Raw genomic sequence first — 18,128 nt, forward strand, 5'->3', positions numbered from 1 at the left:
ATATCGCAGACCGGCCCCTGGGAGAACTGCCTGCCGGTCAGAACTTGACCTGCACGCTCAGCGCATATGTCCGTCCATCGTAGTCGTTCCGGCGCGTGAACCCACGCACAAACTCGTAATCCCGACGAACGACATTCGTGATGTTGAATGCTTCCAACCGGATATCGAAGTTGCGAACAGGGCTGACCCGGATCGATCCGTCAAGCTGGCTGCGGCCAACCGTCGTACGCTCATTTCCTTGGAACGAACCACCGGATGCAATCTGGTTAGGGCCGCGCGTATTGCGCGCCAAGCGCACCGCAAAGTGCTTGTTTTCCCAATAGCCGATGAGGTTGTAGGTGTACTTGGAGACACCATACAACTTCTCTTTTGCCGTCACGAGGCTGAGGTTCGCTTGCGCGCCGAAGCCGCTCCAAAACGGGCTGGAAAGGAAGCTGAGATCCTGCTGGATTTGCGCTTCGAGGCCTCTGATCGTATTCGCAGGTAGGGGAACAAAGGCGCTGATATTGATCTCAGAACCGGCAGGAAGCGCCGCGTCACCGGCATTCCCTTGAACATTCACGTCCTCTGACGACAAGCACTGACCGGAGCTATCCAAGGTCAGATTGTTGAACGTGACAGCGGTTGGGAGGACAGTCGTAAAGCTCGACGGGCAGACAAGCCGCTGAATATAATCGGAGGTCACTTTCTTGCGGAAGAGATTTATTCCGATCAGGCTGCCACGTCGATTGTACCAGGTCAATCCCAGATCCATTGCCTTGGACGTGCGGGGTTCACGGTCCAGGTCAGACGCATTCACCCGCAACCGCCCGAAGCTGCCGTCCTCGTCCAGACCGCTGGGAACATAGGCGTCCGGCGCAGGGTTGAACTCCGAAAGGTTGAGCGATTCAAAGGTGTGGTAATAGGCAGCGTGCAGGACCAGGTTCTTCGCCACGTCCCAGATAAGGTTGGCCGAGGGCAGAAATTCATCAAACTTGGTTTCAGCCCTTGCGCCTTCAGCCAACAAGACGTCCCCATCGCCGTTGATGATCGGCAGCAGATTGCCCCCCAGCTTCGTGTTGACATAACGTACGCCGAAATTGCCGCGGATATCCAATTGGCTGATTTCTGCGAGGTCGAACTTGCCCATCGCATAGGCTTCGAAGTTCTGCCTGTCCGATATCCAGTTAAACGCCGCCACGTTGGTGATCGGCGTCGACTGATAAAAATCGCCAAGGAAATTCGGCGCTGTGTCTGCCGGCAAGCGAGCCGGATCGATTGGCAGGATCAGTTCTCTGATCCGGCTGATATCAAGCGACAGTAACTCCGAGTTAAATCCAGGAGCAATACCGCCAAAGAAGGTTCCGCCCGAAGTGATCGCTGAATTGAGGCGCAGGATCGAATCGTCTAGCTGGTCCACCTGTGCGCCATGCAGCGAATTGTTCTGACGCAGGTTCAGGCCATCATCTTCCTGGTAACGAGCCCCTACCTTAGCAACAGTGAAGGGCCCGAAATTCAGCTTGCGCTCGATCGACAGTTCAAGCGCCTTCAAGTCGCGATCGACGCTCTGATTGTTCGCTGCAAGCAGGAAGACATTGCGGAAGCTGTTGGCACCACCGCCCGGAGCCCGCCGGTTGAAGTTGAATGAGGTGCCCGCTCCCGAAAGAGTCGTCGTTGGCAAGTCGACGAAATTGATAGAGCCATCCGGGAGATCCAGAGTGAACAGAAAGTCGGAAATGTCTCCGTTACCAGTATTTATTTCGCCAGTGATGCCATTGCCGTCGGTAATGCCGGTTAGGGTACGCACCTGCAACCGGAACTGCTCTTGCGTAAAGCGATTTTGTGCCTTCGAGTATGTACCGGTCAGGTCGATTTTCCACGTCCCGTTATCGAAATTGATCTGGGGGTAAATGGCCCAAGTCTGCTCGAATATATTAAAAGTACGATTCTGAATCGTGTAATTTGGGTTCACGTAATTGAAATTAGGAAAGTAATAGATCGCAACGCCGTCTTGAACACCGGCAGACTGCGGGCCGCCAATAGGCCGGATGTTATTATTGCGTACAGCCGTCTGGAACCCATTACCTCCAGGAAAGTCTATGCTCGTATCGTCGAGCAAGTTGTCGTCGAGATCACGACGCGTGAAAATGCCGTCTACCCGCAGCGACAAATTTTCGCTTGGCCTGAACTCAATCCCTGAGGCAGCGGAAAGACGATAACCACCGCTCTGCTCGGTGAACTGCCGGACTGACCCTGGAACGAACACAGCATAGTCGCCTGCCGCGGCAGTGTCGGGATCAAGCCCACGAACTAGGGCCTGCAGTTCCGGATTAGTCGCTACGGTAAAGTCACCCGTCGCCGGAAGGATGTCCTGATAGTTGTTGAACTGGACACTGTCGCGACGGAACCGCTGCTTCGAGTACGCAGCAGTGGCATATACGCCGATCGTATGATCGGCGAAATGCTTTGACACAGAGCCAAAGAAAGCAGGCGTCGGCGCTTCTGCGGTCTCTTCATAACCAAGCTCCGCACGCAGCGCGATCTGGCCGTCCTTCCGCTTGAGTGCGGAATTGAGCCGCAAGTCGACATTTGCACCCAGGCCACCGCTGATCGTGTCAGCAGTGAACGACTTGATCACATTGGCGCCATTGAAGATCGAGCTGTCGAACGCCCCAAACGGGTTCGAACGCCCGACGCGAGAAGAAGGCGAAGCGATGTCCTGACCCATAACAGTGATACGGGTAAAGGTCGAAGGGAGGCCGCGGACGCTGATGCCAGAGCTCCGACGATCTTGATCGCGGTCGATCTGGACACCAGGGATGCGCTGCAATGCTTCACCGAGGTTGAGATCGGGAATGTTCCCGATATCGTCAGCTGAAATGCCGTCAAGAATGACGTCGGCATTGCGCCTTTGCGAGATCGCATCCTCAAGTGACGCCCGAATGCCGCTTACAATTATCACGTTGCCCGAGTCCGGAGCTGAAGCAGGAGCAGGAGCAGGAGCAGGAGCAGGAGCTGTTTGCGATGCATTCGCTTGCTGCGCCTCCGCGTCCTCAGTCGCATCATCGCTGTCCTGCGCAAATGCCGCACCCGACACACACAATGCCGCCGTCGCCACACCCAGCTTAAAGCGGGCGGAAAAGGCCCCGCGCGTAGCACAATTGCGATAGATAGACATCGATCCTCCCCTTATACTTATCCGTCTTGCCATCTATGAACGATCAAAACCGACCATGTCAATGCTCGTATATGACGTTAGATGATTTTTTTTGATTGTTTCAAGTTCAAAAGCTGGAATTGCAACCCCAGCCAGTTGGCCGGGAAGTCAGTTGATCAATTGTGATCGCGGCGCAGTATCTGGCCGGCGGCCAGCAGGAATGCGCCTGTTCCGTAGAGCTGGTGGTCGTCGGATTGCACGTCTTCGGGGCGATCGCCGACCTGCTGCACGTAGCCGAGCCGGCCCTCCACATCGATATTCGCGACAAGTGCGTTCCATCCCGCATCTACCGCGCGCGAATATTTATCGCCTTCGATCAGCCCTTCGTTGAGCCCCCAGGCAAGGCCATAGACAAAGAAGCCAGTGCCGCTCGTTTCCGGCGGGGTCTCGCCCGATGCCAAAAGAGACGCGCGCCACAACCCGTTGTCAGCCTGGATCTCGACCAGCTTGTCTGACATGCGGCGATATAGGGCGAGATAGTAATCGCGACGCGGATCGTCCTTCGGCATCGCGCGCAGGATATGCACCAGCCCGCCATAGACCCAACCGTTCCCACGGCTCCAGAACAACTTCTCGCCATGCGAACCGCGCCGGTCGAAGAATCGGCTGTCGCGGTAGTAAAGGCTTTCGCCTTCATCGAGCAGCAGGTCCGTGGCGACCTTGAATTCCTGGTGCGCGTAATCGGCGTAGGCAGGGTTCCCGAACGCTGCGCTAGCTTCCCACCATGTCGCTGGCGCCATAAACAACGCATCGGCCCAGCACCAGCGATCGGCACATTCCTCATCGCCCGCCTTGTCCGGGTGCATCATCTGATTTGTCGGGCGATCGGCGAGAATCGCGTCCAGAGCGGCCTTCGTCGGCATTAGGTTTGCGTTGGCGACACCAGCCTCTGCCAGCCTGAAATAGACCTGTCCGACCAGATGGTCATCGGCATGATAGAGCCGCTTGCCAAGCTGCCATTCCTCACGCTCAGCTATCGCTGCCAGTTCGCGGGTGTAGCAGGGCTGCCCGGTCGCCTCCGCATAGTCAGCCAGGCCGAGGAAATAAGTGCCCATTACCCAACCGCGCGGGTTGGGTGTCTCGCGCGAAATGAACCGGATATAGCTATCGAGATTGTCGAGATTGGCGAGTTGCCAGTCGGCGACGCGATTTGCCACCTTCACTATATACGCCTGCTCCTGATCCGGCGTTACGGCCTGCGCGCTAGCCATCGAAGTCTCCGCTCGCGGCGATTGGACGCAAGCGGTCGACAAGGCAAGGATCGGCAACAGGCTCAGCGCAAGCGGGCGCAAACGGGACATTCCATCACTCCTTGGGAATTCAGCTAAGGCTCTCAGACAATCCCTGCACCCAGCCCCACGGGCTTACGCTCTTGCGCCTTGCGGTCGCGATACTTGCTGCTGCGATATGCAGCCAACCAATCGATCGCACCGCCCAGCTCGTCGCGCGCCTGGGCCAGGATGGGGGTTACATCGGTTTCGTAAGCTGCGCGCAGTGTGCGGAAGGCAAGCATAACATCATTGTCGTTTTGCGAGGCGTGGAGCGCCTCGCGGTCAACCAGTAATGCGCGGGCATAACAGCCTGCGATCGTCTCTGCCGAAGAAAGCATGCTTTCAATTGGATCGGTCACATTATGCGACTGGTCGATCATGTAGGATGGGTTGAATCCATCGCGCGGATTAAGCTCGGCCTCGATCAATTCATTGAAGACAAGGAACAGCTGGTGCGGGTTGATGCTGCCGCTGTCGAGATCGTCATCACCATACTTGCTGTCATTGAAATGGAAGCCGCCGAGCTTGCCTGCCCGATGGAGCCGCGCAACAATCTGCTCGATGTTCACATTGGGCGCATGATGCCCAAGGTCGACCAGGCATTTGCATTTGTCGCCCAGCTCCTGCGCCGCCATCAGCGAGCTACCCCAGTCGGAAATGACGCTGGAATAGAATGCCGGCTCGAACATCTTGTGCTCAAGCATCATGAGCCAATCGTCGGGCAGCGCATCGTACACTTGCGAGGCTGCTTCGACGTATCGATCAAAGCTGCGACCAAGGTCCTGCTGGCCCGGGAAATTAGTGCCATCGCCCACCCAGACGGTGAGGCGATCGGAACCTATCTTCCGCCCGATCTCGATGCATTCGATGTTGTGTTCGATCGCCTGCTGCCGCGTCGCAGCGACAGTCGACGACAGCGAGCCGGTAGCATAGGTTTGCGCTTGCCCAGGCTGGTCCTGGAAGGTGTTGGAATTGACCGCGTCGAACACCAGCCCATAGGCGGATGCTTCCTCCCGCAGCGCATCATAGTCGTCCACGCAGTCCCATGGGAAATGCGGGCTCACGGCCGGGGTCGAGCAACCAAGTTGGTGGATTACAGCGCAATCCTCCAGTTTTTCATGGATATTGGTCGGCTCTCCGGGGATCGGAAACTTGGCAAATCTGGTGCCGCCGCGCCCAGCCCCCCAGCTCGGCACAGCGACACCAAACCGCTTGACCCTGTCCTTGATCGCATCGATCGCGATCCCGCGCCGTTCCAACTTGCGACCCAGCGCCTCGTAGTCTTCAGCCAACGCCTCACGCGACACGGCATTGAGCTCTGCCACCAGATCGGCAGAGATCGGCAATTCAGTCATCTATCCCCTCCGCTGCCGATCCTAACGCGTAAACGCTTGGGCGTTACCCGCATCGACATTGATCATATTCCCGGTCGACTTTGCCGAAGCATCGCTCGCAAACCAATAGGCAGCTTCGGCGATATCCTGCGGCAATACCGAACGCTTGAGCATGGAGCGCTGGCGATAGTGTTCTTCCAGTTCCTCACCGGAGTCGATGCCATGCGCGCCGGCGCGTTCCTGCCGCCAGTCGCCATCCCATATCCGGCTGCCTTTGATGACCGCGTCAGGGTTCACGATGTTCACGCGGATACCATCGTCCGCCCCTTCGAGCGCAAGGCAGCGCGCCAGGTGGTTCGCCGCCGCCTTGGCACTGGCATAGGCGCTGGCGTTCTTGGCAGCTGCCACTGCATTCTTGGAGCCGATGAAGATCACGCTCGATCCGCCCTGCCCGGCCATCCCCTTAAGCAGCGGCCAGGCAAATTTGGCGGTGAGAAAATAGCCCTGCGCGAGAACGTCGAAATTCTTGTTCCACAGCTCGATCGACGTCTCTTCGATGGGAGCCGAAGAGGCAATTCCGGCATTGGCGACCAGGACATCAAGCCCGCCGAACTCAAGCGAGCAGGCTGCCAGAGCTCTAGCCACCTGAACTTCGTCGGTGACGTCGCAGGTTACCGAACGGACAACATCGCTACCAAAGGTTTTTGCGAGATCGGCATGGACTTGTTCGACAGCCTGTTCGTCACGATCTGCCAGCATAACGCAGGCCCCTTCGCGCAACATCCGCACCGCCACCGCAGCGCCGATTCCGCCAGCTCCACCAGTTACCATGGCGATCTTGCCGACCATCTCCTTGGGTGCAGGCATGCGTTGAAGTTTCGCCTCTTCGAGCAGCCAGTATTCGATATCGAAGGCTTCCTGCTCGTCCAGCGCGATATAATCACCGATCGCTTCGGCCCCGCGCATCACGTTGATCGCATTGAGATAGAATTCGCCGGCGATGCGTGCGGTTGCCTTGTCCTTGGCGAAAGTCATCCGGCCCACGCCGGGCACCAGCACGACCACCGGATTGGCATCACGCATGGCGGGCGAGTTGTGCCGCTTGCAGCGCTCGTAATAGGCCGCGTACATCTCGCGATAGTCTGCGATCGATTGCCCCAGGTAAGTGTCATCATCAACCCGCGCCGGATCAAGCGTGAGCGGCGCAATCTTGGTACGCAGGAAATGGTCAGGGCAGGAGGTGCCGAGCGCGGCAAGCCGCTCGAAATCTACGCTGCCAACAAATTCGAGCGTTGCCATATCGTCGGAGAAATGACCCACCTTGCGGCGATCACCCACCATCAGCGCACGGAGGCGCGGCATCAACTTCGCCGCCACTTCTGCGCGGTCCTCGCGTGCTGCAACCTTGGCGCCACCGAATGCCGGCCCGTCGGCCAACTTGGAGTTCAAATAATCCGCGGCCTCGGCGATGAGTCGCACGGTCTGATCATAACATTCCTTGGCCGAATCCGCCCAGCAGATGATCCCGTGACCAGCCAGCATCGCGCCTTTGGCCTGTGGGTTAGCGCGGGCAAAATCGCGGATCTGGACACCAAGGGTGAAGCCCGGCCGCTTCCAAGGCAGCCAGCCAATCTCATCACCCCACAATTCCTTTGTCACCGCCTCGCCGCCGCTCGATGCGGCCAGCGCAATAATCGCATCAGGATGAACATGATCGATGTGCTTGTATGGAAGCAGCGAGTGGAGCGGCGTGTCGATACTGGCCGCGCGGCCATTCAGGTTGAAAGTACAGTGAGGGAGGAACCCGACCATTTTATCGTCGTCGTCCTCTCCCTCATAATGCGACTCGAGGGCGAGCAGTTTTTCCTGATACAGCGTGGCGAACCCATCCATTCCCATAGAGCCGATGTCACCACCGGATCCCTTGACCCACAGCACCTCCACCGGATGGCCCGTCAGCGGATCTTGCTCCGTCACCTTGGCCGAGGTGTTGCCACCGCCAAAATTCGTGACCGTCAGATCTGCGCCCAACAGATTGGATCGATAGAGCAACAGCTCAGCTTCGGTCATGGAAGATGCAACCTGCTCATCCCAGCGATTTACGGGGATGGCGAACGGAATGGCGGCTTCAGCCAGGGACGCGTGCATGTTCATGGACACCTTGCTACCATTGGGTCTTTTCAAAAGCAATCATTTTCGCTAATCCGCAATCAATAAAGTTCACCGGACGTTTGGGGAGTAGGGCGTGGAGAGAGGTTTCGCCATTGTCGTCGACATCGGCAAGACGCTGGCCAAGGTCAGCCTTTGGTCGCGCGAAGGCACGATGCTGGCGCGTGAAACCCGCCCCAACGAGGTGATAATCGAAAATGGAGTTCGCCGACTCGACGCTGCGGGAATAGAGAGTTGGCTGACGACTGCCCTCGCCAGCTTTGCCGGACATCCGATCGAATTCATCGTGCCGGTCGCGCATGGCGCGGGCGTCGCCCCCTTGCTCGATGGCGCGCTGGCATTTGCTCCGCTTGATTACGAACAGGATCTTCCTGCCGAGCTTGGTGCAGCTTACCGTGCGATCAGATCGCCATTTTCGGAAACGGGCTCACCGGAACTCCCCGCAGGCCTCAATTTCGGCGCACAGTTGTTCTGGCTGGAACGGATGTATCCGGATCCGATGGCGCGCTCGACCTTCGTGCCTTGGGCACAGTATTGGGCCTGGTTCCTGTCGGGTGAGGCCCGCTGCGAAGCAACCAGCATGGGTTGCCATTCCGATCTGTGGGCCCCGGCCACTGGTACCTTCTCCAGCTTGGCTACGCAGGTTGGCTGGGCACAACGCTTCGCGCCGATAGCTGCGGCGAGCGAGGTAATCGGTTCGCTAAGACCCGAATTGGCCGCCAAGACAGGCTTGCCGCAGAGCGCAAAGGTGCTCGCCGGGCTGCACGATTCGAATGCCGCGCTGCATGCCGCGCGCGGCTTTACCGAAATCGAGGACCAGGAGGTCACGATCCTTTCCACCGGGACCTGGTTCATTGCCATGCGTTTGACTCCGGACGCTGTCGATCTTGCATCACTGCCCGAGGCGCGCGACTGCCTGGTCAATGTCGACGTTTTCGGCAATCCTGTGCCGTCCGCACGCTTCATGGGTGGGCGCGAGATCGAAACGCTTATCGAAATCGATACACGGCAAGTGGATATCAAGCCGGACCAGCCACGCTTGCTGGATGCGGTGCCGGAAGTGATTGCTCAACAGGCGATGGTCTTGCCCACGTTGGCCCCCGGCAACGGTCCTTTCCCCAACGGATCGGGCGGCTGGATCAACCGTCCCGATGACTGGTTCGCACGTCGCGCCGGCGCATGCCTTTATGCAGCCCTGGTTGCCGATGCCTCGCTTGACCTGATCGGATCGTCAAATTGCCTGCTGGTTGAAGGGCGCTTTGCCGAAGCGCAGGTATTCATACGCGCGCTTGCATCCTTGCGGCCTGATACCAGCGTTTTTGTCGCCAATGCTCACAATGACGTCAGCTTCGGGGCCTTGCGCCTGATCGATCCAGCCATGCGACCCAAAGGTGGGCTGACGCGGGTCGAGCCACTGTCGAGGGAGCTCGCGGCTTATCGCCAGGCATGGACACAAGCGCAAATGGCCAACCCATGATCGCCGCTAGCGCTCTCGACTATCGCGAGCTGGCGCGGCGCCGGCTGCCGCTCTTTCTGTTCGAATATATCGACGGGGGCTCCTATGCCGAGGTCACGCTCGAACGGAATACTGCAGATCTGAAGGACGTAGCCTTGCGCCAGCGCGTATTGCGCGATGTGTCGCAGATCGACCTGTCGACTCGGCTGTTCGATCAGGAGCTAGCCCTGCCGGTTGTGCTGGCGCCGATCGGCCTGGCCGGGATGAATGCCCGGCGCGGCGAGTGCCAGGCGGTCCGCGCTGCGAACAAGGCTGGCGTACCCTTTACTCTTTCGACTGTCTCAGCCTGCAATCTGGAAGAAGTTGCGGCAGCGAGCAGCGCGCCCTTCTGGTTCCAGCTCTACATGATCCGCGATCGCGCCTTCATGCGCGACCTCATGGCGCGGGCGGTTGCAGCAGGCTGCACGGCATTGGTGTTCACCGTCGACATGCCTGTCCCTGGCAGCCGTTACCGAGATTACCATTCGGGCCTGGCGGGCGCACCGGGACTGGCAGGCGCGATCCGGCGGACATGGCAAGGCGCGCTGCGGCCCGGCTGGGCCTGGGACGTGGGCATCAAGGGCCGCCCACACAGTCTGGGCAACGTGGCCCCGGTACTGGGCGACAAATCCGGTATCGAGGATTTCTTCGCCTGGATGCGCAACAACTTCGATCCCTCGGTTACGTGGCAGGACCTCGATTTCATCCGCAGCGAATGGAAGGGGCCAATGATCATCAAGGGCATACTCGATCCAGACGATGCGATTCGGGCTTCAGAGCTGGGCGCGGACGGGATTGTTGTGTCGAACCATGGCGGCAGGCAACTCGATGGCGTGCCCTCGACTGCGCATGCCCTTCCTGCGATTGCCGATGCCGTCGGCGATCGCCTGACGGTGCTGGCTGATGGTGGTGTTAGGTCAGGACTGGATGTCGTGCGCATGCTTGCGCTGGGGGCTAAGGGTGTGCTGCTCGGGCGCGCCTGGGCCTACGCCCTCGCTGGACGCGGCGAACGCGGCATCGCCCATGTGCTGCAACTGATCGAAGCCGAAATGCGGGTAGCTATGTCGCTGACCGGCGTAACCACCGTGGATCAGATCACGCGCGACATATTGGTCGCGGAATAGTCGGCTTAAGCCGCCGGTTTGACTACGTCGATCTGCTTCAACCCAGCGTCGCGCAGCTGCTTGAGCAGCGCGGGATCGGCCCGATCATCCGTTATCATGCGATCGATCCGGTCCAGTTCGCAAACGATCGCCCCGGATGATGTCTCAAGCTTGGTGCTATCCACCACCAGGATCACTTCGTCGGTCCGGTCAAGGAACCTCCGCTGGCTCGCGACCAGCAGCGCATCGGCCTGGAATATCCCCCGCGGGCTGACGGCCGCCGCACCCAGGAACAACTTACTGGCATGGAAATTCGGCATGCTGGTTTCGCCAGCCGGTGCCAGGATGATGTTCTGCTCGCGGAAAATCGGCCCTGACGGGACCAGCAATTGGGTCGCTTCCTGCGGGAGGAGCGCATTCACAATGTGGAGCGAATTGGTCAGCACCTGCAAGTGCAGGTCGGCCAGATGCTCGCACATCTGGTAAGTCGTCGTCCCGCCGTCGATGATGATGCCTTCGCCATGGCTGCACATTTCGGCCGCAGCTTTGCCTATGGCGCGCTTGGCCTCAATGTTCTGCTTCAGCGATTTTTCGAAAGGCGTGCCGGCCAAGCTCGGCGGGCCTCCGGCCACCATGGCATCTCCATCCACGGCCTTGGCCCCGCCGTGCAGCCGAATGATCTTGCCCTGCTTCTCCAGCCGGGCAAGATCGCGCCGGATTGTGGCGGGCGAAGCATCGACATTCGCTTCAAGATGGCGATAGGTTGTGAAGCCCTTTTTCATGAGGGCATCGAGAATGATCTCTTCGCGTTCCGCAGCGTGCATGCCCCACTCCTTTACCGATTACGGCAATTTCACGCAAATCAAGTAGTGCGCCAGGATAAGTACTGCATGCGGAATTGAGCAGTATCAAGTCAAAAGCAACCAAATTTGCGCAATTTCCTTGACAGATATTGCTCCATACGTCCCAGTCCGCAATGCTGAAGTCGAATGAGGAGTTGCAGAGCTAACTTAGCTTCACTCGGCTGGACAGATACCGAGGATGCAGCCTCCGCATCATGTTGCGACGAATTGACCGAGGTTTGGTTTTCAATGTTCAAACAAATTTATCACGCCACCCATCCGGAAATGATGGAGGGCATCTCCAACGAGAAACTGGAACAGCTTTACCGGGTGCCGGATCTGTTTGCGGATGGCGAGATTCGGCTGGTCTATTCGCATTACGAGCGGTTCGTGCTCGGCGGCTGCGTGCCTGCCAGCGGCACGGTCAAACTGCCTGCCCATAGCGAACCCGAAAGCTCAGCGGGAAAGCCCTTTCTCGAGCGTCGCGAGATGGCGGTGGTCAATGTCGGGGCGGGCTTGGGCACAGTCACGGTCGACGGGGCTGAAACCACGCTTGACCCGCACGACTGCCTCTACATCCCAATGGGTTCGGGGGAAGTGACCTTTGCCGGCGATGTTGCACGCTTCTACATCGTCAGCCTGCCCGCGCATAAAGCCTGCACGCTGAAGAAAATCTCCGTCGCTGAAGCCAATCCGCTCCGGCTCGGCTCGCTCGAAACCTCCAACAAGCGCACCATCTACCAGCTGGTCATCCCGGGCATTTGCGAGAGCTCGCAGCTGCTTCTGGGGCTGACCTTGCTCGAAGAGGGCAGCGTGTGGAACACCATGCCGCCGCACCTCCATGACCGCCGAAGCGAGGTCTATTTCTACTTCGGCTTCGACGAGAGTTCGCGCGTTTTCCATTACATGGGGGAGCCCGACAAGATCCGCCACATCGTGATCGAAAACGAACAGGCGATTATGAGCCCACCCTGGTCGATCCACATGGGTTCCGGCACCAAGAGTTATGCGTTCATCTGGGCGATGGGCGGCGAAAACCTCGACTACACCGACATGAAGGTCCTCAATCTGTGTCAGCTAAAATGAGCATGTTCGATCTTTCGGGCCGCAAGGCCATCGTCACCGGAGCCAACACCGGCATCGGTCAGGGAATTGCAGTCGCGCTGGCGGAGGCCGGCGCTGATATCGCGCTGGTCGGGCGCAGCGCCGCATTGGAGACGCAGGAACTGGTCCAGGCCAGGGGACGCAAAGCGGTGCTGATCGGTGCCGATCTGTCGTCGATCGAGCTTGTCGGTGAAGTCGTCGCGGAAGCTATGAGTGAACTCGGGCGGGTCGACATCCTCGTAAACAATGCGGGGATCATCCGGCGCGACGATGCGCTGGATTTCACCGAAGCCGATTGGGATACGGTGGTCGACACCAACCTGAAGACACTGTTCTTCCTGACGCAAGCGGTCGGGCGGCACATGGTCGAATGGGCAAGCCAAGCTGGCGAGCGTGGCAAGATCATCAACATCGCCTCGATGCTCACTTTCCAGGGTGGCATCCGCGTTCCGAGCTATACCGCCTCGAAGAGCGGGGTCGGCGGCCTGACCAAACTGCTCGCCAATGAGTGGGCGATCAAGGGCATCAATGTGAATGCCATCGCTCCCGGCTACATCGCCACGAACAACACCGCTGCGCTTCAAGCCGATGCGACGCGCAACCGGCAGATCCTCGAGCGGATTCCGGAAGGCCGCTGGGGCGATCCCGCAGATATTGGTGGCGCGGCAGTCTTCCTCGCCAGCAAGGCGGCCGACTACGTCCAGGGCCACATCCTGGCGGTAGACGGCGGGTGGCTGGCGCGGTGAATACGCTAACGGGCTGCCACCGATCCTGACGTCGCTATTTAACTACAAATTCGAATGGGCCCAGCGGTATGTCAGCCTGGTCGAAGACGTTGCAGATCGGCGCCGCGTCCCAGCAATAGCGGACCAGCGCCGGTTGCGTTCCCTTCGGGACAGCAACCGCTATGCCGCCATCTGTGAACTGCGCGTCGGCAAAACGACAGGACATGCCTGCCGTATCCTCGCACAACATGAAGGGGCCCGGGCGCCCCCATGAGGCGGAGTAGAGCGGGCCATTCTTGTGCGAGACAGCGATCTCCACCGTCTCCCCGATATGGCGCGCAGAGAGCGCCTCCGGCGGAAGATATGCGTCCTGGCGCCCATGCGAGAGCTTGAGCAGGGCAGCCCCCGCGCGCTGGCCGACCGGCTTTTTGATCGGCGGATGAATATCAAGCCGCTCGCTGACATCGATCGTCACAACCAGTTCCGTCGCCGGATCGTCGCGCGCGACCACTCGCTGTGCTTCCCGCACCGCGGCCCAGTCGTCATTGTCAGCCGCGCCGGAGAGCTTCCCGAATCCCGCCAGTTGCACGACCGCAAAGGGCACCTTGCCGCCGAAGCGCCTGCGCCAAGTGGTGATCAGCGATTCCAGCAGGCTGCGGTATCCGGCAGTCGAAACGGAAGTGTTCGCCTCGTTCTCGCCCTGGTACCAGATCGCACCCGCCAGACGTGTCGGGCCAAGCGGAGCGACCATGCCGTTGAACAGGTTGGCGTAACTTTCACTTGCCTTGTGGATCCACTCAGGGCGCGGCCGCTGTTCCCACACATCGCTGACTGGAACGCCGTGCTGCGCACTAGCTGTCGCCGGATCGCGGCGGAAGGAGTCGAGCTTTGCCAGCTGGTCTTCCATTTCCCCCGCCCGACCCAGCCCTTCATAGGGTAGCCACGACCGGATCGGAGTGCCTCCGACTGAGGCGTTGATCAGGCCCACGGTGACCCCTTCGCTCGCGGCGATTTGGCGGCCAGCAAACAGGCACACCGCCGAGAAGTCGAGCCATTTGTCCTGCGCCTTCGCCCATGTCGCCGGCAGGCCGAATCGGCTAGCTTCGACCAGCGAGCTGACTTGGGGCACGGTCAACAGGCGAATTTTCTCGTCGATTGCCGGTCTGCGATCGTCGGGGCGCAGCGCGGTGACCGACATCTTCCAGACCATGTTGGACTGACCCGAACAGAGCACCACATCGCCCATGGCAATGTCGCTCAGCGCAAGCTGCTCGTCTTCGTCGACCACCGCCAGCGTCAAGCCGGTCGCTGCATCGCGCGGTGCAAACTCGACCAGCCAGCTGCCGTCCGGGCCAACCGTAGCGCTGCGCGCCTCATCGCCCAGCGTGACTTGCAGCGATGCACCCGCCTCGGCCCAGCCCCAAACAGGGATTGGGTGACCGCGCTGGATAACCATGCCATCTGTGAACGGGGCGCCGAGCGACAAAGGCTCGGCAGACGCAATCGAGGGAACAGCCGCAACACATACGGCGCATGCCATCAGCCTAGCTCGAGAAGGTGACATAAGACTATTCCCCCAAAAGCCGGACCGGCCCCAGAAGCCCTGCCGGATTAAGCGGCGAATCCGCGCTAACATGATCGATGACTGCAGTGGTATAGCGCGGCTGGCCTTCGGGCGCTTGCAAATCGCCAATGATGCGGTTGGCCCAGGTGTTGATGACCTCGATCTCGATGTCGTTCGCACCTGTGCGAAGTACGCTGGAGACATCGATCCGCCACGGCGCTGTCCACACAGTGCCGATCCTTTGGCCATTGACCGTCACGATCGCCATGTCGCGTACCTCGCCAAGGTCGAGCCAGACCTTGCCACCAGCTGGCACCCGATCGAGGGTGTAGGTTTTCCGATAACTTGCGCGGCCGCTGTAGTATCTGATGCCTGGCTCCTCGTTCAGCGTCCAGTCGCGCAGTTCAGCGAAGCGAACGCTTTCCGGCCCGCCCCATTTGGGATCGAAGGCAACCTCCCAATCCCGGCTGAGGTCAGCCAGCGATCTTGGCTCCCGGTCTGGATCATACGCCCTTAATTGCGCCGGCTCGGTGTTCGCGGCGACTAGGAAAACCGACTGAAACGGGGCTAGCACCACTGCGCCTGATTGCAGCCCGCCAGGACGCCTTTCGGCTTTTACCGATAAGCGCTCTTCGCTCACGGGATCCCACAATTGCAGCAAGGAGTGATCGGTTGCCAATAACGGTGCGATAGTGACAGATTCATCCGTCTGGTTGGCAAGGAAGAAGATGTCTTCCTGCTTTGTGCTCACCTGTGTCCAACGGACCTTCGTGTAATCAATGCCGGCCACCTGAAGCGTAACGCCTTGCTCTGACAAGACCTCCGCGAGCGCGCCGGAGCAGTACACCCGCCCCTTGCCATATGCGACCGAGCTGAGCCCTTGCTGGCCACATGTGCCCCACATTTGCGCGGCGAGTTCGCGAACTTCGGTATCCGCCTCCGGCCCACCGGCAAGGCTGGGTGAGCGCTGCGGCGGTGAAGCGTACATTTGCCCACCGGCGGCAACATGCCCGGCCAACACGCGCAACATCTGCGGCGTCATCGCTTCGATCGGCGGCATAGCCAGGATCGCATACGTGCCACCATTTCGCAGCACCCAGCGACCGTCTATGACCTTGACGCTCTCTGCCAGCGCCTCGGCATTGACATAGTCGAACGCGACACCTGCAGGCGGCTCGGGCCTGGCCAGCCCAGCCATCTTGGGGGTATCCTCACCAATGAAGTAGAGCACTTCGGCCTGCGGCACCCCGGACTGGAGCACACCGTGGATGCGCCGCAGATAGTCGATCCACGGCTTGGCTTCGAGATACCAGGTATTGTTTCGGTTGAATTCGGATCCGAACCAAGAATTTACGCCTGGCAAATCGTCGCGCGGCTGGTGCATGTTCACATGCAGCACGAAGTGGTTGATGCCGAGGCTCGTCGCCTTGTCGCCCAGCCGCTTGAGTGACCATGGCGCCAGCGTCCAGTGGCCGGCACCCGCTTCATTGGTATAGGCCTCTGCCGAAGCGCGCGGCTGGGCGTAGACTCGCGAGGCAGAAACGGCAGCAGGTATCTCGATATCGCCGCGAGATTCCGGATTGACCCAGAATTCGGCGCCAACCTGGTCGGACTGCCCACCGTATTGCAGGAATTCCCCTGGGAAACCCCAATGGCCGTAATTCTCGAGCCACAGCTGCATCCCGGCCTCATGGCTGAGCTTGCGCATACCGCCGACATATTCGGTGGAGATCAGGTCCGCCACCAGCCGCCGCAGATCCCAAAGGAATCTGTCCGAGGCATCAGTACTGTCAACAATCGCTCCAGTCAGCGTCGGCAGGAACGGAACCGGATCATAGCCGTATCGCGCAACAAAGCGCTCGGCCATGTCGTCGGTCCAGTTCTGTGCGCCCTGCTCGTAACTGTCGGCGATCACCAGCTTGAAATTGTCGCGCGCGGCAGAGCTCAGCGCCGCCCGCGCACGCCCAACGTAAGCATTGAAATGCGACTTGAGATGCGTCGCATTCATTTTGTCGATTTCCAGCCCCGTCGCCGCGGGGGTTGACGGGCCATTCTCCGCTCCAGTGGGGATCAGCCCGAACCAGGCAAGGCGCCAATTGCCGGCCGGCACATTCCAGGCCAGCGTGCCATCAGCGCTTAGCTTGTCAGTCAGATCGACAACCAAGCCTACCGGGACCGCGAACTCGGGATCGTCTTCAGCGTTCTCGGCCGGCCAAAGATAGGCATCGTAATCCGGTTCCGGCGTCTGCCACATCTTGCCGAGCTGCTTTTCGACATAGCGCTCGATCAGAGGCGCTTCGCGCAATGCGATTTCGGCTAGCCTGACCGGATTGCCGTTGGGTCCGCGGCTGACGACCAGCCGGAACCGGTCGGATGTAGTCGCGGGGATTCGGATCGCGATCGGCCCCTGATTCATCGCGCCCAGTTGGACGCGCGTGACCCGGCGATCGACCGGGAACCGCTCGACGCTTCGCCAGCCACCTGCCCCATCGGGCACCTGCAGGTCCATCTCCATATAGAACGCATCAGGCCCAGGGTAGATTTGCAGCGTGCGGACGGTTTTCGCGCCGCCCAGCATGATTTCGATCGGCGTCGATGCGTCTTCTCTGCCAGCCAGTATTCCGACCGTTTCGATCGTCGAGAAATCGCCATCGCCCAGCCCCGGCAACGCTCGACCGGCCTGCGAGAACTGCGCGCCGCGTGCAAGGTTGTCCCCTCCTGGCTTCTCGGGGTAGGCTAGCAGCCGGACCGACTGCCAATCGGGATTGGCGGCGGCCAATCGATTGGGAAGGTCGTCCTGTCCGCTGACCGTATATTCCTGCACCGATAAGTAACGCATCGACTGTTCGGGCTTGACCCACGGCCCGCCCGACTGGCTCCAGCCGGGCGAATTGAACATGCCGATGTTTACGCCCAGCCGGGCACCTTCTTCCATCGCATGCCTGAGCGCCTCCCACCACTCGGGAGACAGGCTGGGGGTCGCTCCGCGATGCTCGGGGTTGGTATCGACATTGCCGATATAGGCCTCCGCGATACCGATCTTGCGCATCACCTCGAGGTCCTTGGTCAGGCCCTCCTTGGTGATGTCGTCGCTGACCCAGTACCAGAAGGTCGACGGCGCCGCGCTTTGCGGCGGACTGACAAATGCGGTAAGCGCCGGCGACGGTCCTTCAACCGGCTCCGTTGCCGCACGCGAGGCTGCCCCCGAGGAAACGCAACCGCTCGCGGAAAGCAAAACCAGAAGCGCCGCCCCGGTGCCGATGATCCGGGCGCGACGGCGCACATGGCATATGTTCATTGCCAATCCCTCTTCAACGATAAGAAG

At 59.9% G+C, this 18,128-nt stretch carries 11 protein-coding genes; 4 read left to right on the top strand and 7 right to left on the bottom strand.

Annotated features, from left to right (window positions below; translation table 11 throughout):
- Window positions 1-37 precede the first annotated feature (37 nt).
- From ACG9DO_RS13705 to ACG9DO_RS13720, 4 genes are all read right to left on the bottom strand, one after another.
- Window positions 38-3,157 (bottom strand): TonB-dependent receptor, encoded by a 3,120-nt coding sequence (locus ACG9DO_RS13705; protein ID WP_394728860.1) that lies wholly within the window; start codon window positions 3,155-3,157, stop codon window positions 38-40.
- Window positions 3,158-3,312: 155 nt separating this feature from the next.
- Entirely contained in the window at window positions 3,313-4,497 is a 1,185-nt protein-coding gene (locus ACG9DO_RS13710) for a glycoside hydrolase family 105 protein (protein WP_394728861.1), read from the bottom strand.
- 32 nt (window positions 4,498-4,529) lie between these two features.
- A complete protein-coding gene (locus tag ACG9DO_RS13715; protein WP_394728863.1) occupies window positions 4,530-5,822 on the bottom strand; it encodes a TIM barrel protein in 1,293 nt (430 codons plus the stop codon).
- 21 nt (window positions 5,823-5,843) lie between these two features.
- Window positions 5,844-7,955, bottom strand: coding sequence for a bifunctional rhamnulose-1-phosphate aldolase/short-chain dehydrogenase (locus tag ACG9DO_RS13720; protein ID WP_394728865.1), 2,112 nt, complete (start codon window positions 7,953-7,955; stop codon window positions 5,844-5,846).
- A 91-nt stretch (window positions 7,956-8,046) separates the two neighbouring features.
- Here ACG9DO_RS13720 and ACG9DO_RS13725 point away from each other — a divergent pair, with 91 nt between their 5' ends.
- On the top strand, window positions 8,047-9,447 hold the full coding sequence (locus ACG9DO_RS13725; RefSeq protein ID WP_394728867.1) for an FGGY-family carbohydrate kinase: 1,401 nt from the start codon (window positions 8,047-8,049) through the stop codon (window positions 9,445-9,447).
- Complete coding sequence (gene lldD, locus ACG9DO_RS13730; RefSeq protein ID WP_394728869.1) at window positions 9,444-10,589, top strand: FMN-dependent L-lactate dehydrogenase LldD; 1,146 nt, start codon at window positions 9,444-9,446, stop codon at window positions 10,587-10,589. Before ACG9DO_RS13725 ends, lldD begins: the two co-directional genes overlap by 4 nt.
- Before the next feature lie 5 nt (window positions 10,590-10,594).
- Here the strand turns inward: lldD and ACG9DO_RS13735 are convergent, their stop codons facing one another.
- Complete coding sequence (locus ACG9DO_RS13735; RefSeq protein ID WP_394728871.1) at window positions 10,595-11,392, bottom strand: DeoR/GlpR family DNA-binding transcription regulator; 798 nt, start codon at window positions 11,390-11,392, stop codon at window positions 10,595-10,597.
- 267 nt (window positions 11,393-11,659) lie between these two features.
- Between ACG9DO_RS13735 and kduI the strand changes: the two genes are divergently transcribed.
- Entirely contained in the window at window positions 11,660-12,496 is an 837-nt protein-coding gene (gene kduI / locus ACG9DO_RS13740) for a 5-dehydro-4-deoxy-D-glucuronate isomerase (protein WP_394728873.1), read from the top strand.
- Complete coding sequence (kduD, locus tag ACG9DO_RS13745) at window positions 12,493-13,260, top strand: 2-dehydro-3-deoxy-D-gluconate 5-dehydrogenase KduD (RefSeq protein WP_394728875.1); 768 nt, start codon at window positions 12,493-12,495, stop codon at window positions 13,258-13,260. The genes kduI and kduD overlap by 4 nt, the downstream gene beginning before the upstream one ends.
- 34 nt (window positions 13,261-13,294) lie before the next feature.
- Here kduD and ACG9DO_RS13750 read toward each other — a convergent pair whose 3' ends face one another.
- Window positions 13,295-14,725: a sialate O-acetylesterase gene (locus tag ACG9DO_RS13750; RefSeq protein WP_394728877.1), complete on the bottom strand. Its 1,431-nt coding sequence runs from the start codon at window positions 14,723-14,725 to the stop codon at window positions 13,295-13,297.
- 82 nt (window positions 14,726-14,807) lie between these two features.
- Window positions 14,808-18,101 (bottom strand): glycosyl hydrolase, encoded by a 3,294-nt coding sequence (locus ACG9DO_RS13755; protein WP_394728879.1) that lies wholly within the window; start codon window positions 18,099-18,101, stop codon window positions 14,808-14,810.
- Window positions 18,102-18,128: the final 27 nt, after the last annotated feature.

The organism is Altererythrobacter sp. GH1-8 (assembly GCF_043702085.1).
GTDB lineage: Bacteria > Pseudomonadota > Alphaproteobacteria > Sphingomonadales > Sphingomonadaceae > Erythrobacter.

Coding starts and splice junctions, on each gene's coding strand:
- kduD (WP_394728875.1), top strand. CDS start 12,493: ATGAGCATGTTCGATCTTTCGGGCCGCAAGGCCATCGTCACCGGAGCC.
- ACG9DO_RS13720 (WP_394728865.1), bottom strand. CDS start 7,955: ATGAACATGCACGCGTCCCTGGCTGAAGCCGCCATTCCGTTCGCCATC.
- ACG9DO_RS13710 (WP_394728861.1), bottom strand. CDS start 4,497: ATGTCCCGTTTGCGCCCGCTTGCGCTGAGCCTGTTGCCGATCCTTGCC.
- ACG9DO_RS13715 (WP_394728863.1), bottom strand. CDS start 5,822: ATGACTGAATTGCCGATCTCTGCCGATCTGGTGGCAGAGCTCAATGCC.
- ACG9DO_RS13755 (WP_394728879.1), bottom strand. CDS start 18,101: ATGAACATATGCCATGTGCGCCGTCGCGCCCGGATCATCGGCACCGGG.
- ACG9DO_RS13705 (WP_394728860.1), bottom strand. CDS start 3,157: ATGTCTATCTATCGCAATTGTGCTACGCGCGGGGCCTTTTCCGCCCGC.
- lldD (WP_394728869.1), top strand. CDS start 9,444: ATGATCGCCGCTAGCGCTCTCGACTATCGCGAGCTGGCGCGGCGCCGG.
- kduI (WP_394728873.1), top strand. CDS start 11,660: ATGTTCAAACAAATTTATCACGCCACCCATCCGGAAATGATGGAGGGC.
- ACG9DO_RS13735 (WP_394728871.1), bottom strand. CDS start 11,392: ATGCACGCTGCGGAACGCGAAGAGATCATTCTCGATGCCCTCATGAAA.